Annotated in this window: 8 protein-coding genes; 3 read left to right on the forward strand and 5 right to left on the reverse strand. The window is 66.4% G+C overall.

All coding sequences use genetic code 11. The features are described from left to right. Positions 1 to 593: 593 nt before the first annotated feature. Together alaS and recA are read right to left on the reverse strand one after the other, a co-directional pair. On the reverse strand, positions 594 to 3,233 hold the full coding sequence (gene alaS / locus FVW27_RS16800) for an alanine--tRNA ligase (RefSeq protein ID WP_167127345.1): 2,640 nt from the start codon (positions 3,231 to 3,233) through the stop codon (positions 594 to 596). A 103-nt stretch (positions 3,234 to 3,336) separates the two neighbouring features. Beyond that, complete coding sequence (gene recA, locus FVW27_RS16805) at positions 3,337 to 4,410, reverse strand: recombinase RecA (RefSeq protein ID WP_167127348.1); 1,074 nt, start codon at positions 4,408 to 4,410, stop codon at positions 3,337 to 3,339. Between the two features lie 297 nt (positions 4,411 to 4,707). Between recA and FVW27_RS16810 the strand changes: the two genes are divergently transcribed. Together FVW27_RS16810 and FVW27_RS16815 are read left to right on the forward strand one after the other, a co-directional pair. Then, entirely contained in the window at positions 4,708 to 5,814 is a 1,107-nt protein-coding gene (locus FVW27_RS16810) for a tRNA(5-methylaminomethyl-2-thiouridylate) methyltransferase (protein WP_167127351.1), read from the forward strand. A gap of 298 nt (positions 5,815 to 6,112) precedes the next feature. Then, entirely contained in the window at positions 6,113 to 7,477 is a 1,365-nt protein-coding gene (locus FVW27_RS16815) for a sodium-dependent transporter (RefSeq protein ID WP_167127354.1), read from the forward strand. Between the two features lie 291 nt (positions 7,478 to 7,768). Here FVW27_RS16815 and FVW27_RS16820 read toward each other — a convergent pair whose 3' ends face one another. Both FVW27_RS16820 and FVW27_RS16825 read right to left on the reverse strand, forming a co-directional pair. Next, on the reverse strand, positions 7,769 to 8,233 hold the full coding sequence (locus FVW27_RS16820; protein WP_243838531.1) for a thermonuclease family protein: 465 nt from the start codon (positions 8,231 to 8,233) through the stop codon (positions 7,769 to 7,771). A 310-nt stretch (positions 8,234 to 8,543) separates the two neighbouring features. Further along, the gene (locus FVW27_RS16825; protein ID WP_012612020.1) at positions 8,544 to 8,906 is read right to left on the reverse strand and encodes a molybdenum cofactor biosynthesis protein MoaE; all 363 of its coding nucleotides are present in this window, start codon (positions 8,904 to 8,906) and stop codon (positions 8,544 to 8,546) included. Positions 8,907 to 8,958: 52 nt separating this feature from the next. On the opposite strand from FVW27_RS16825, the gene FVW27_RS16830 reads away from it, so the two are divergent. Continuing rightward, positions 8,959 to 11,583, forward strand: coding sequence for a tetratricopeptide repeat protein (locus tag FVW27_RS16830; RefSeq protein WP_167127357.1), 2,625 nt, complete (start codon positions 8,959 to 8,961; stop codon positions 11,581 to 11,583). Between the two features lie 161 nt (positions 11,584 to 11,744). Here FVW27_RS16830 and FVW27_RS16835 read toward each other — a convergent pair. Next, positions 11,745 to 13,575: helix-hairpin-helix domain-containing protein (locus tag FVW27_RS16835; RefSeq protein ID WP_167127360.1), on the reverse strand; the 1,831-nt coding region annotated here is incomplete at its 5' end.

Below are 13,575 nucleotides of genomic sequence, written 5' to 3' on the forward strand. Positions count from 1 at the left end.
GGCGGCGGGGCGCAATCCGCCACGGTGGCGGGGCGCCACGACGCCGAAGCCGTTGCCGACCTGCTGTTGCGCCTGGCGCGCCCGCGCGGATAGATTGCGCCCGTGTACCGGGCCTTCGAACCTCGGCTGATGAACGAAAACGCCCCCGCGTGCAGACACGTGGGGCGTTTTCGTTGTCGAAAGTCCGTTTTCGGATACCTTCGATGACCAAGAGTGGCGCCATCAGGCGAGCCTGCGTGCCTTGCCCTAGCCGTTAGGTAAGCGAAGCGAACCTTACGGATAGGGACCGCAAAGCGCGGAAGGCGATGGCAACGCGGCTACCGCTTCCTGGAACCCCCTATGAAAGGTTTTGGGGGAGCTTTAGCCGTTATGAGAGTCTTCGATCATTACGGATAAAGACAGCAGAGCGGGAGGGCGGGGGAGGAGACCCTTTTCACGCTTCGCGGACGCCATCCGTAAGGCTCGAAGACTCACCGACGGCTGCCGCAAAAGGGTCCCTCCCCCGGAAGATTTTGGGTTTGTCAGTAAGCTGAACGCCCCCGCGTGCATGGCACGCGGGGGCGTAGTTTTTCGTAGCAGCGGGTGCAGGGCCGCTATCCAGCGATGGTCTTGCGCAGGATATCGAAGGCCTCGTCGATGCCCGCCGGGTTGGTGCCCCCGGCCTGGGCCATGTCGGGGCGCCCGCCGCCGGAACCGCCCACGGCGGCAGCCACGGCCTTGATCAGGGCCGGGGCGGTGAAGCGGTCGTGCAGATCCTTGGAAACGGCCACGATCAGGCTCACCTTGTCGCCGTCGGGGGCGGCCAGGCAGGCGATGCCAGAGGGCAGCTTGGAGCGCACGTCGTCCATCAGGTCGCGCAGGGCCTTCACGTTGGGCACATCCACCTTGGCGGCCAGCACCTTCACGCCGTTGATCTCGGCCAGTTCGTCCATGATGTTGCGGCCCTGGCCGGACGTGGCCTGGGAGCTGGCCTTTTCCAGATCCTTGCGCAGGCCCTTCACGTCCTTTTGCAAGGCCTCAACGCGGGGCACGATCTCGCCGGAGCGGACCTTCAGCAGCCCGGACAACTGGCCCAGTTCGGCACGCTGGTCCATGACCATGCGCAGGGCGTTCCAGCCGGTGATGGCCTCTATGCGGCGCACCCCGGCGGCCACGCCGCCTTCGGACAGGATCAGGAACAGCCCGGCCTGCCCGGTGGCGCGCAGGTGCGTGCCGCCGCACAGTTCCACCGATTCGTCGGCAATGGCCACCACGCGCACCTCGTCGCCATACTTTTCGCCGAACAGGGCCATGGCCCCCCGGGTCAGCGCGGCGTCGTAGGCCATGTGGTCGGTTTCCAGCGGCAGGTCGGCCAGGATCACCCGGTTCACCTCGCGCTCCACGGCGGCGATTTCTTCCGGCGTCATGGCGGCGATGTGGGTGAAGTCGAAGCGCAGGCGGTCGGGGGCCACCAGCGACCCGGCCTGCTTGACGTGGTCGCCCAGCACGCGGCGCAGGGCGGCGTGCAGCAGGTGGGTGCAGGTGTGGTTGCGGGCAGAGGCCACGCGCTCGTCCTCTTCAACCTGCAGGTGCACTTCCTGATCGGGCAGGATTTCGCCATCCACCGTTTCGATCTGGTGCACGGTAAGCTCGGGCGAGGGCTTCAGGGTGTCCAGCACGCGAGCCTTGCCCGAAGGCGAGGTGATGGAGCCAAGGTCGCCCGTCTGGCCGCCGGACGCGCCGTAGAACGGGGTGCGGGTGGCCACAAGGTAGCCCTTGGCGCCCTTGGGCAGGCCTTCACTGGGCAGGCCGGTGGCATCCAGCAGGGCCACCACGCGGCTGTCGCCGGAAAGGTGGTCGTAGCCGATGAATTCCGAGCGCAGGCCTTCTTCGAGCAGGGCGTGGAAGCGCGAGGCGATGTCCGATTCGCCCGATCCCTTCCAGGCTGCCTTGGCGCGTTCCTTCTGCTCTGCCATCAGGGTGCGGAAGCCGTCCTCGTCCACCGTGAAGCCGCGCTTTTCCGCGATGTCGTTCACGATGTCCAAGGGGAAGCCGAAGGTGTCGTACAGCTTGAAGGCCACGTCGCCCGCCACGCGGGTGCTGCCCGCGCCGCGCAGGCTTTCCAGTTCCTCTTCGAGCAGGGCCAGGCCCTTGTCCAGGGTGCGGTTGAAGCGCTCTTCCTCCTCGCGCACCACGCGGGCCATGAAGTCGGCATTGCCGCGCAGTTCGGGATAGTCGTCGCCCATCACCTCGACCACCTTCATGGCGGTCTTGTGCAGGAAGGTGCCGGTCTGCCCGATGAGCCGCCCGAAGCGGTAGGCGCGGCGGATCAGGCGGCGCAGCACGTAGCCGCGCCCCTCGTTGGAGGGCAGGATGCCGTCGGTGATCATGAAGGCCATGGAACGGCTGTGGTCGGCGATGACGCGCAGGGCGGTGTCCGTTTCGTCGTTGGTGCGGTAGGACACCCCGGCGATGCCGCAGGTGTACTGGATGATGGCCTGGAACAGGTCGGTGTCGAAGTTCGAATACACGCCCTGGCACACGGCGGCGATGCGTTCCAGCCCCATGCCCGTGTCGATGGAGGGCTTGGGCAGCGCGGTGCGGGTGCCGTCGGCGGCCTGGTCGTACTGCATGAACACCAGGTTCCAGATTTCCAGGTAGCGGTCGCAGTCACACTTGCCGATGCCGCAGTCCGGCCCGCAGGTCATGTGCTCGCCCTGATCGATGAGGATTTCCGAGCACGGGCCGCAGGGGCCGGTATCGCCCATGGACCAGAAGTTGTCCTTCTCGCCCATGCGGTAGATGCGTTCCGCCGGGATGTCGGTGTGCGCCAGCCACAGGTCGCGCGCCTCGTCGTCGTCACGGAAAACGGTGGCGTACAGGCGTTCCTTGGGCAGCTTCAGGTCTTCGGTCAGGAACTTCCAGGCGAACTTGATGGCGTCTTCCTTGAAGTAGTCGCCGAACGAGAAGTTGCCCAACATTTCGAAAAAGGTGTGGTGGCGCGCGGTGCGGCCCACGTTTTCGAGGTCGTTGTGCTTGCCGCCCACGCGCAGGCACTTCTGCGAGGTGGTGGCCCGCACGTAGCCGCGCTTTTCCTGCCCCAGGAAAATCTTCTTGAACTGCACCATCCCCGCGTTGGTGAACAGCAGCGAGGGGTCGTCCTTGGGCACGAGGGAAGAAGAGCGCACGATCTCGTGGCCCTGCGACTGGAAGAATTCAAGGAACCGGCGCCGGATTTCGTTGGCGGTTATCACTGGGTGTCTCCTGTGCGGATCGTATGGCGTCGCAGGCGCACGGCGCCGCGCACGTCACCGTGCCCGCAGGGCGGGGCTGGCGGCGGCGCGACGCACGGTGCGGCTAGAATTCGTCGTCGTCCATGGCCCCGGCGTTGTCGTCCGGGTCCACGACCTTGGTGGGCATCATGCCAAGGTGCTCGATGAGCTTGGCTTCCACGTTCAGGCGCAGGGCCTCGTTTTCTTCCAGCAGGGCGCGGACGTTCTCCTTGCCCTGGCCGAGGCGCTCTGACCCGAAGGCGAACCACGAGCCGCTCTTTTCGATGATGCCAACGTCCGAGCCAAGGTCGATGAGTTCGCCGGTGCGCGAAATGCCCGTGCCGTACAGGATGTCGAACAGCGCCTCGCGGAAGGGCGGGGCCACCTTGTTCTTCACCACCTTGACCCGGGTGCGCGACCCGTAGACTTCTTCCTTGTCCTTCAGGGTCTGGATCTTGCGGATGTCCATGCGGATCGAGCTGTAGAACTTCAGCGCGTTGCCGCCGGTGGTGGTTTCCGGGTTGCCGTAGCCCATGGTGCCGATCTTCATGCGGATCTGGTTGATGAAGATGACGGCGGTGCGCGACTTGTGGATGGTGCCGGTAAGCTTGCGCAGGGCATGCGACATCAGTCGGGCCTGGCCGCCCACCTGCATTTCGCCCATCACGCCTTCCAGTTCCGCCTGCGGAATCAGGGCGGCCACCGAGTCGATGACCACGATGTCCACGGCGCTGGAACGCACCAGCATGTCGGCGATGTCCAGGGCCTGTTCGCCGAAGTCGGGCTGCGAGATCAGCAGTTCGTCGGTCTTCACGCCAAGGCGGCGGGCGTAGTTGGTGTCCAGCGCGTGCTCTGCGTCGATGAAGGCGGCGGTGCCGCCCAGCTTCTGGCATTCGGCGATGATGTGCAGGGCCAGCGTGGTCTTGCCCGAAGATTCCGGGCCGTAGATTTCCGACACGCGGCCACGCGGAATGCCGCCCACCCCAAGGGCCAGGTCCAGCCCGATGGAGCCGGTGGGAATGACCGGAATGTTCACGTGGGCGGTGTCGGACAATTTCATGACCGAGCCCTGGCCGTACTTGCGCTCGATGGTGCTGAGGGCCGTCGAGAGGGCCTCGCGGCGCATCTCTTCCGGCGTCAGCGCGGGTTTCTTCGCCATGTATGTCTCCGGGGTGGGATGATTGCGGGCTTGGGGTGCCCCCGACTGAAAGCCAGATGGCCTGATCGGCCAGACTGGCCTGATCGGCCAGACGGGCAGGCCGGGTGCCAGAGGGCTTCACGGGGAATATCAGAAGGCGCGGCGGCGGGCAACGCCGGGTGCGCGGGTCCGGACGGGGGGACAGGACGGAGGCCGGACGGGCAGACGGACCGTATGGGGGGCGACCACCCCCGTCCGCAGCGGGTGGGCACTCCGCGCCCCTTGCCAACGGTCCCCCCGCGCCGTATGTCACCCCCCATGGAACGCAAACGCTATGACGCCGTGGCCCTGTTGTCCGGCGGTCTCGATTCTATTCTGGCGGTGAAGGTCATCGAGGAGCAGGGGCTTGCGGTCAAGTGCCTGCACTTCGTCTCTCCCTTTTTCGGCAAGCCAGGCAAGGTGAAACACTGGGAAGCCATCCATGGCCTCGACATCGCCACCGTGGATCTGGGCGAGGCCTTTGCCACGCTGCTGCGCGAACGTCCGGCCCATGGCTTCGGCAAGGTGCTGAACCCCTGCGTGGACTGCAAGATCATCATGATTTCCCGCGCACGCGAAATGATGGAACGCTACGGCGCCTCGTTCATCATCACCGGAGAAGTGCTGGGGCAGCGCCCCATGTCGCAGCGGCGCGACACCCTGAATGTCATCCGGCGCGATGCCGGGGTAAAGGAACTGCTGCTGCGCCCCCTGTGCGCCCAGAAGCTGGACCCCACCCCCGCAGAGGAATCGGGCCTGGTGGACCGCAGCCGCCTGCACGCCATCTTCGGGCGCGGGCGCAGGGAACAGATGGCCCTGGCCGAAAAGTACGGCCTGACGGAAATTCCCACCCCCGCCGGGGGCTGCAAGCTGGCAGAGCGCGAGAACGCGCGCCGCTACTGGCCGGTGCTGGCCCATTCCCCGCACGCCGCCGCCGCGGAATTCAAGCTGGCCAACATCGGGCGGCAGTATTGGGCCGGGCCGCACTGGCTGTCCATAGGCCGCCACCAGGCCGACAACGAGGCTTTGGTGCGCTTTGCCTTTCCGTCGGACCTGCATTTCAAGGTGGCGGGCTTTCCCGGTCCGCTGGCCATCGGGCGGCAGTTCGACGGCAAGGTCTGGGACGCGGAAGTGGTGCGCGATGCCGCCGCCTTCGTGGCCTCGTTTTCTCCGAAGGCGGTACGCGAGGGCACGCCCGTCACTGTGCGCGTGGCCGGGCCGGACGGCATGGCCGAGGTGACGGTAACCCCGGCACGCACCACCCCCCTGGGCTGGGGCGAGCTGAACTGGCAGGGCGTGCGCGAGGAAATCCGCGCCGATGCCCGCGCCCGCGCGCTGCCAGTGCCCGAAGGCAACGACGACGGCCCCGACGGGCAGTCGGAGTAGCGCGCCTGCGCAGGTAGATTTTCCTCGCCCCCTGACAGGCCGCCGTTTCAACGATCGTTCAGTTGCGTAGTACCAGAAAGTACGACCAACATCGCATCCGTCACAGGCGGCACTTGCGCATGCGAGTGCCGCTTCTTTTTGGTATGGTCTGCCATTTCGCACCGTTGCGCGCCGCTGCCGGATTTCGGGGTGTCTGCAAACGGTCGAAACGGCACAAATATCTTGATAAAGAAGGGGGATGGGTCTAATGAGGGGTGCCCGGATCGCCCGGAGCCCACATTGCAAGGAAACAGTGCACATGGCGAAACAGATCACCACCGCCCGCGACGGCTTCGCGACGCGCCTCGGCGTGCTGGCCGCCACCCTCGGCTCGGCCGTGGGCCTCGGCAACATCTGGAAATTCCCGGCCCTTACCGGCCAGAACGGCGGCGCGTCGTTCCTGCTGGTATACGTGCTGGCCACCCTGCTGGTCGGCCTGCCGGTGATGATATCGGAAATCATGCTGGGCCGTCGCGCCCGGGCCAACGCGGTGGGCACCTTCCGCCAGCTTGCGCCCAAGGGCCAGCCCTGGCATCTGGTGGGCCTTTCGGGCGTGGTGGCCGCGTTCCTGATCATGGGCTTCTACACCGACGTGGCCGGGTGGGTATTTGCCTACATTTTCAAGGCCCTGTCCGGCGAAATAGCCACCACCGACCCCGCCGTGGCCGCCAAGGCCTTCGAAGGCCTGGTGAGCAACCCGGTGCAGTCGCTGCTGTGGCAGTGGGGCGTGCTGGTGCTGATCAGCGTCATCATCATCGCCGGTGTGGCGCAGGGCATCGAACGCACCACCAAGGTGTTGATGCCCGTGCTGCTTCTGCTGCTGGTGGCGGTGTGCGCGCGCAGCCTTACCCTGCCCAAGGCGGGCGAGGGCCTGGCCTTCCTGTTCACCCCCGATTTCAGCAAGATCACCCCCAATGTCATCCTGATGGCCCTGGGACTGGCCTTCTTCAAGCTGTCCATCGGCATGGGCACCATGACCACCTATGGCAGCTACTTCCGCAACGACCAGGACATTCCGCTGACGGCCACCCGCGTCATGCTGTGCGACCTGACCATCTCCATCCTTGCGGGCATGGCGGTGTTCCCGGCCGTGTTCAACTTCGGCTTCGAGCCCAGCGCCGGGCCCAGCCTGCTGTTCATGACCATCCCCGCCGTGTTCACCTCGCTGCCGGGCGGTCAGGTGTTCATGGTCATCTTCTTCTGCCTTACCGCCATCGCCGCCACCGGCGCCATGCTTTCGCTGCTGGAAGTGCCCGTGGCCTGGCTGGCCGAATCGTTCGGCATGCCGCGCAAGCGCGCCACCATCGTCACCTCGGTGACCCTGGCCATCATCGGCATTCCGGCCACGCTGTCCATGTCCACCATGGCCAACGTGAAGATATTCGGCATGACCGTGTTCGACCTGTACGACTTCATGTCGTCCAACGTGCTGCTGCCCGTGGGCGGCATCTTCATCTGCCTGTTCGCGGGCTGGGTGTGGGGCGCGGCCAACGTGAAGACGGAACTGTCCAACCGGGGGCAGCTGCTCAACGGGCCCGTCATCGCCGCGTTCCTCACCGTGGTGCGCTGGGTGAGCCCGGTGCTGGTGCTGCTGGTGCTGCTCAAGGGGCTCAAGGTCTTCTAGCGCGCGTTGTCTTTCCGCTTCCGGCTGCGTCAGACTGCGCCCGCCACTCCGGTTACATACGCCGGAGTATGCGCCCTGCGTGGCGGGCTTGTCTTCCTTGCCGGAAAACGGAAATACTGCCGTGCGTAACTTGCCGGAAGTGATGCTGATTCGCGTGTACGGTGCAAGATGCAAAGCAAGGGCCCCGCTTCGGCGGGGCCTTTTGCGTTGAATGAGCAGGGGGGCTGAGAAGCAGGGGAATGGAAAGAGGGGAGAAGGCGCACAAGGAAGATGCGGGCCGGTCCCGCAGCCTCACCATTCCTTGCGTCCGCCCGCGTAGGGCTTGGCCAGCCCGCGTTGGATGAGCGCGGAGGCGATGTCGCCGCCGTCGGCCTCCACATCTGCCAGCAGGCGGAAGTACTTGTCGCGGCGCAGGTTGCGCAGGGTCACCGTGCTGCCGGGCGCTGCCATATGCAAGGTCAGTTCGCGGGCGCGGCGCGACAGTTCGCGCAGTTCCGCGCGCGGGTCGCGTTTTTCCGGGGTGTCGCACCCGGCAATGCGCACGCTGATGGCCCGGCCCGCCACCGGCGGGAAGCCGGGTATGTCCACCACCAGGGTATCGCCGTCCGGCACGCGCAGCACCACGGCTCTCGCTTCGCCGAATGTTTCCCCGGCCCGGCAGGCAAAGCCGCCCCTGTCCGCCAGCAGCGGCGGAAACAACAGGGGCAGAGCCAGAAGCCCGGCGCGGAGCAAGCGGACAAGGAATGTGCGGCGCATGTATATATAAAAATCTATATACAGAAAAAATGCAAGAGTGTCGCGCGGCACGGGATGGGGTGACGGACTGGAGTGAGCAGTGCGCCATGCTCATGCACTTCGGGGCTGTGCGCACCATGCAGCGTCCGTCCGCGCACGGCAACGCCCCGACAAGCCCGGCATCCGTTGCCGCCGCAACCGTGCCGTAGCCCGAATGGCGCAAAAAGGAATGGAACTTGCTGTACTTTTGACGGAAGGAGAAAAAAATGCCCCGGCGGCACGGCCACCGGGGCGGAACGGAATGCGGCAGGGGGCCGTACGGCCCGTGGCGTCAGCCGAAGATTTCTTCCTTGGTCACCGCCTCGGCCTTGATGCGGTCGAGCAGTTCGGCAAACACGGCCTTGACGTTTTCGCGGATGTCGCCCGCCACCACCAGGAACAGCACATCGTCGCCAGGGGCCAGTTCGCCCTCCACGGCGTCGGCCAGGATGCGGAAGATGCCCGGACGCGCCGACAACTCGCGGCATATTTCATTGATGCGTTCGCGGTCGGGGGTTACCCTGATGGCGACCACGTTGCTCTTGTCCTTGCGCGACCAGCCGCGCACCACGCCGTTGTGCACCAGAACCATGCCGACGTTGTCGGCAAAGCCCGGTTCCTTCTTCAGGTCCGCAAGGGCCTTGGTAACGTCCATTCATCACTCCGTATCAGGGATGTTCCCTGGTTAGCCGTATCCAGAGGTCCGGATGCCCCAGTTGCAATCGTTGCTGCGCCGCCTGCCGGAGTTCCGCGAATCGCGCATGAGCGCCGCGGGCCTTGCCCTGTGGCTGAACTGGCAGGGCGACATCAATCCCGCCGTGCCGCAAACCTTGCAGGACTACGGCGGCATGACCATTGCCGCCGAGCGCGATCAGTCGCTGTGGTTCTTCTTCTCGGCGGATGTGTTCCTGGCGCTGGCGCGGCTGGAAATATGGGGCAAGTTCAACCCGTTGCCCGTGGCGGGGCAGGTGCTGCCCGCGCGCCTGCTGCTGGGCATGAAGCGCGAGATTTCCCTGTCGCTGGAAAATGTGCTGACCACGCAGGAACTCATCGTACCGCAGGAATTTCAGGTGTGGGTGCACCCCCGCGCCCGCGAGATGGGCACCGGCGTGCCCGGCCTGTCCTTCGAAAAGGCCGCGGCCCTGCGCGGCATGGTGCCCGCCGAATGGACCATGCTGCGGGCCGATTCGCGCCTGCCGTACCAGTCAACCACCGGATGGTACTCGGTGCTGCGCCCCCTGGGCAACCCCCTGGACAAGGGATTTCAGGCGGGCTGGCGTTCCATGTTCGGCGAGATCGAGGAAATCCTCAAGCGCCACAAGTTCAAGTACATCCTGCACGAATCCTTCCTTATCTTTCCGCTGGAAAACCTGCGCCTGTACCGGCAGTGGTGCCGCGACCTTTTGCAACGCGTGCGCGAGGTGAAGGAACAGCGACCTGACGCCTACTGGCCGTGCGTCAGCGCCATCGTGGACCGCAAGGGCCTGAACTTCAACAATGAGTTGCCCCGCAAGGTGGCCCTGGACTGGGACCAGCTGGTGCCCGACTACCCGCACACCAGCTTCCGCAACGCCTACCTGCTGGGCGAGGGCTTCACCATCCACGAAGTACGCTTTTCGGTCGAGCACAGCAGCATGGACGACTGGTGCAACGTGGGCCTTGCCGATGACGGGCAGGAAGCGGGCGCGCTGCCGGTGGTGGTTTCCACCCGCGCGGTGGCGGGCAACAACCCGTGCTGCTTCTATTGCGGCATGCGCAACCACGAGGTCACCGCCTGCCCCTCGCGCAAACTGGAAACGCTGACCCCCAGCGTGTGGCGCGACGTGGCCCTGCTGGACTTCGAGACCCTGAACCAGGGTTTCCAGATCATCGATGCGCAACTTGCCGGAGACATAGGCGAAGGGGTTGCCACGCTGCTGGCCTCCGAAGGGGCCGAAGGCATCATGACCCGCGCCATGTTCGACATTGGCAGTGCCGGGCAGCACCGCATGGTGCGCCGCATGTGGCTGGCGCGGGGCAAGGAATATCCGAAAGGCCTCGACGAGATGGCCCCCAAGGACGACAACCCGGTGTGGGGCGTGCTGGAATCCATCCGCCACGGCGAGCCCGTGGCCCTGGAACGCGAACTGGCCCAGATCCAGATCAAGAACCCGCGCGACTACCGCAACCGCAGCATGCTGGGCTTCGTGGCCCTGGAACGCGGCGACTTTCTGCGTGCCGCCTCGCTGTGGAAGGAAGCGGAAACCCTGGCCCCCACGGCGTTGCAGCAGGGGTGGCACATCTTTCTCCAGGCCCGCCTGAACGAGGTGCAGGGCAAGTACCAGCCCGCCACGCAGCTGTACCGGCAGGTGGTGCGTCTGTGCCCGCAGTGGGCCGATGCCGAGTACCGGCAGGCGGTCTGCCATGTGAAGATGGGCTTCGTGGAGCAGGCCACGGCACAGTTGCTGACCCTGATCGCCCAGGACCCCAACGTGTTCAACCGCGTGCTGCTGGACCCGGAACTGGAGCGCGGCCACCTGCACCTGCTTACGGCGCTGCATGTGCCGTGGAACGAGGCGGAAACCCGGGTGGAGGAAGAAAAACAGGGGCTGACGCGCCTGCGGGCCGAACTGGGCACGTGGTTCAGCGAGGAACACCCCTTTGCGGTGCAGACCGACGTGCGCGTGACCAATCTGGTGCGCATGGCCGAGATTCGCAACTTCGTGCCGTTCCAGACGGTGATCAATGGGCGCTCGCAACTGGAAAAGGACATGCAGTTGCGCATCGGGCGCGAGGCCAAGGACCTGAAGACGCGGTTCAACGGGTTCATGGCCCGGCTGATGCACATCCGCGACGAGGCGGCCTGGTTCCCGTTCCCGCGCATTCTCGTGGAGTTCAACAAGAACTACAACATGTGCGCCGCCAGCCTGAACTGGGCACTGAAGACCAATCTGCAAGTGGCGGAAACCTTCAAGCGCGCCCATGCCGTGGCCGAGGTCGAGGAGGAACGGCTGAAGGATCTGGAATCGCGCCTGAAGTTCCTGCGGATGGTGCGCGATTCCACGCTGTTCATGCTGCTGTTCTGGCGCAGCTTCCTGTGGATGGAGATCATCGGGCTGCTGCTGATCCTGGTGGCGGCGCCGCTGGCCCTGTTCTATGGCGAGCGCGCCGGGGCCACGTGGGCCACGGGCCTTATCAGCACCCAGAAATGGCAGTTGCAGAAGGGGCTCATCCTCATCCTTTCCGTGGTGGCTTTGGGCCTTGCCGCGCTGCGTACCACCCTGGTCTTCGAAAAGAAGAAGGACAAGCTGTTCAACGAGGCCCGCGAAAAGCGCAGCAAGAAAAAGAAGTAGGAACGGCGTGGTGATCCGTTTGGCCGCGCCCCGGGGGCGCGGGCCGGGCACGACGGAGTTTGCGGTACGCGGAAACGCCCGCGCGATGGTTGTCGCGCGGGCGTTATGCTTTCAGCCGGGCCTTTCTGGCGGTCTGGTCGGGCGGCGCACGCCGGGCCGGGCTATTGCTGGTCCACGCCCTTCATGCCCAGGCTCACCCTGCCACGCGCCCGGTCCACCTCCAGCACCCGCACCCGCACGGTGCGGCCCGGGGCCACCACCTCTGCCGGATCGCGCACGAAGCGGTCGGACAACTGACTGACGTGCACCAGCCCGTCGCGGTGCACCCCGATGTCCACGAACGCCCCGAAGGCGGTGACGTTGGTGACGATGCCCGGCAGCACCATGCCCGGTTCCAGGTCGTCTGGCGAATGCACCCCTTCCGCGAAGCGGAACGGGGTGAAGGACGGGCGCGGGTCGCGCCCCGGCCTGGCCAGTTCGGCCAGGATGTCGGTGAGGGTGGGCAGGCCCACGCCGTCGGCAACATACTGTTCGGGCCGGATGCGTCCGCGCAGGTCGTCGCGGCGCAGCAGGTCGGTCAAGGCGCAGCCAAGGTCCGCCGCCATGCGGGCCACAAGAGAGTATCGTTCCGGGTGCACCGCGCTGGCGTCCAGCGGGTTGTCGCCGCGCACGCGCAGAAAGCCCGCCGCCTGCTCGAAGGCCTTGGGGCCAAGGCGCGGCACCTTCAGCAGGTCCTTGCGGCTGCGGAAGGGGCCGTTTTCCGTCCGGTGGGCCACGATGTTGCGGGCCAGCACCGGACCGATGCCGGAAACGTGGGCCAGCAGTTCCGGGCTGGCGGTGTTGGCGTCCACGCCCACGGCATTGACGCACGAGGCCACCACCTCGTCCAGGGCGCGGCGCAGGGCGGCCTGGTCCACGTCGTGCTGGTACTGGCCCACGCCCAGCGAGCGAGGGTCGATCTTCACCAGTTCCGCCAGCGGGTCCATCAGTCGCCGCCCGATGGATACGGCCCCGCGCACGGTCAGATCGTGGTCCGGAAATTCACGGCGTGCCACCTCGGACGCGGAATACACCGAGGCCCCGGTTTCGTTCACCAGCACCACGTCCACCCCGGCGGGCAGGCCAGCCCCCCGCACGAAGGCCTCCGTCTCGCGTCCGGCGGTGCCGTTGCCCACGGCCACCACCTCGATGTTGTATTTCATGCAGCAGTCGCGCAGGGTGCGCGCGGCGCGCTCCGCCCCGGCATCGCCCGTCAGCGGATGAATGACCTCGTGGTGCAGCAGGGTGCCCTGCGCATCCAGGCAGACCAGCTTGGACCCGGTGCGCCAGCCGGGGTCCAGCGCCAGCATGCGGCGCCCGCCCAGGGGCGGGGCCATGATCAGTTCCCGCAGGTTGGCGGCAAAGACACCGATGGCCTGTGCCTCTGCCCGCTCGCGCAGGGCCGTGCGCAGTTCGTTCTCCAGCGATGGGGCCAGCAGCCGCTTCCAGGCATCGGCAAGGGCCGCATCCACCTGTCCGGCGGCTGTTTCGGGCCGTGGAGCGGTGCCCGTGGCGGTGATGCCCGCCCGGCGGTGCAGGGTGTCCAGCGCGTCGGCGTCGTCGGGACGCACGGACACGGAAAGAAAACCTTCGCGTTCGCCGCGCAGCATGGCCAGCAGACGGTGCGAGGGCATGGCGGCGGCACGTTCCTCGTGGCCGAACCAGTCGGCGTAGGTGGCGCCTTCCGCTTCCTTGCCGGGTACGGCCTTGGCGCGCAGCACGGCGCGCCGCACGAACAGGTCGCGCAGGGCACCGCGCAGGGGGGCGGATTCCGCGCAGGTTTCGGCCAGAATGTCGCGGGCACCGGCCAAGGCGGCCTGCACATCGGGCACGGCCAGTTCCGGATCGGTGCCTTCTGGGGTGACGTGGGGAGCGGCCAGCGCCAGGGCGTCCGCCGTGGGTCGCGCCGTGTGCAGGGCCTCTGCCAGCGGGGCCAGGCCGCGCCGCCGGGCC

Source organism: Nitratidesulfovibrio liaohensis (assembly GCF_011682075.1).
Taxonomy (GTDB): Bacteria; Desulfobacterota; Desulfovibrionia; order Desulfovibrionales; family Desulfovibrionaceae; genus Cupidesulfovibrio; species Cupidesulfovibrio liaohensis.

What these genes read in the sequence shown, in the direction of transcription:
- FVW27_RS16830 (WP_167127357.1), top strand. Translation starts at nt 8,959, where the DNA reads ATGCCCCAGTTGCAATCGTTGCTGCGCCGCCTGCCGGAGTTCCGCGAA.
- recA (WP_167127348.1), bottom strand. Translation starts at nt 4,410, where the DNA reads ATGGCGAAGAAACCCGCGCTGACGCCGGAAGAGATGCGCCGCGAGGCC.
- FVW27_RS16810 (WP_167127351.1), top strand. Translation starts at nt 4,708, where the DNA reads ATGGAACGCAAACGCTATGACGCCGTGGCCCTGTTGTCCGGCGGTCTC.
- FVW27_RS16815 (WP_167127354.1), top strand. Translation starts at nt 6,113, where the DNA reads ATGGCGAAACAGATCACCACCGCCCGCGACGGCTTCGCGACGCGCCTC.
- FVW27_RS16820 (WP_243838531.1), bottom strand. Translation starts at nt 8,233, where the DNA reads ATGCGCCGCACATTCCTTGTCCGCTTGCTCCGCGCCGGGCTTCTGGCT.
- FVW27_RS16825 (WP_012612020.1), bottom strand. Translation starts at nt 8,906, where the DNA reads ATGGACGTTACCAAGGCCCTTGCGGACCTGAAGAAGGAACCGGGCTTT.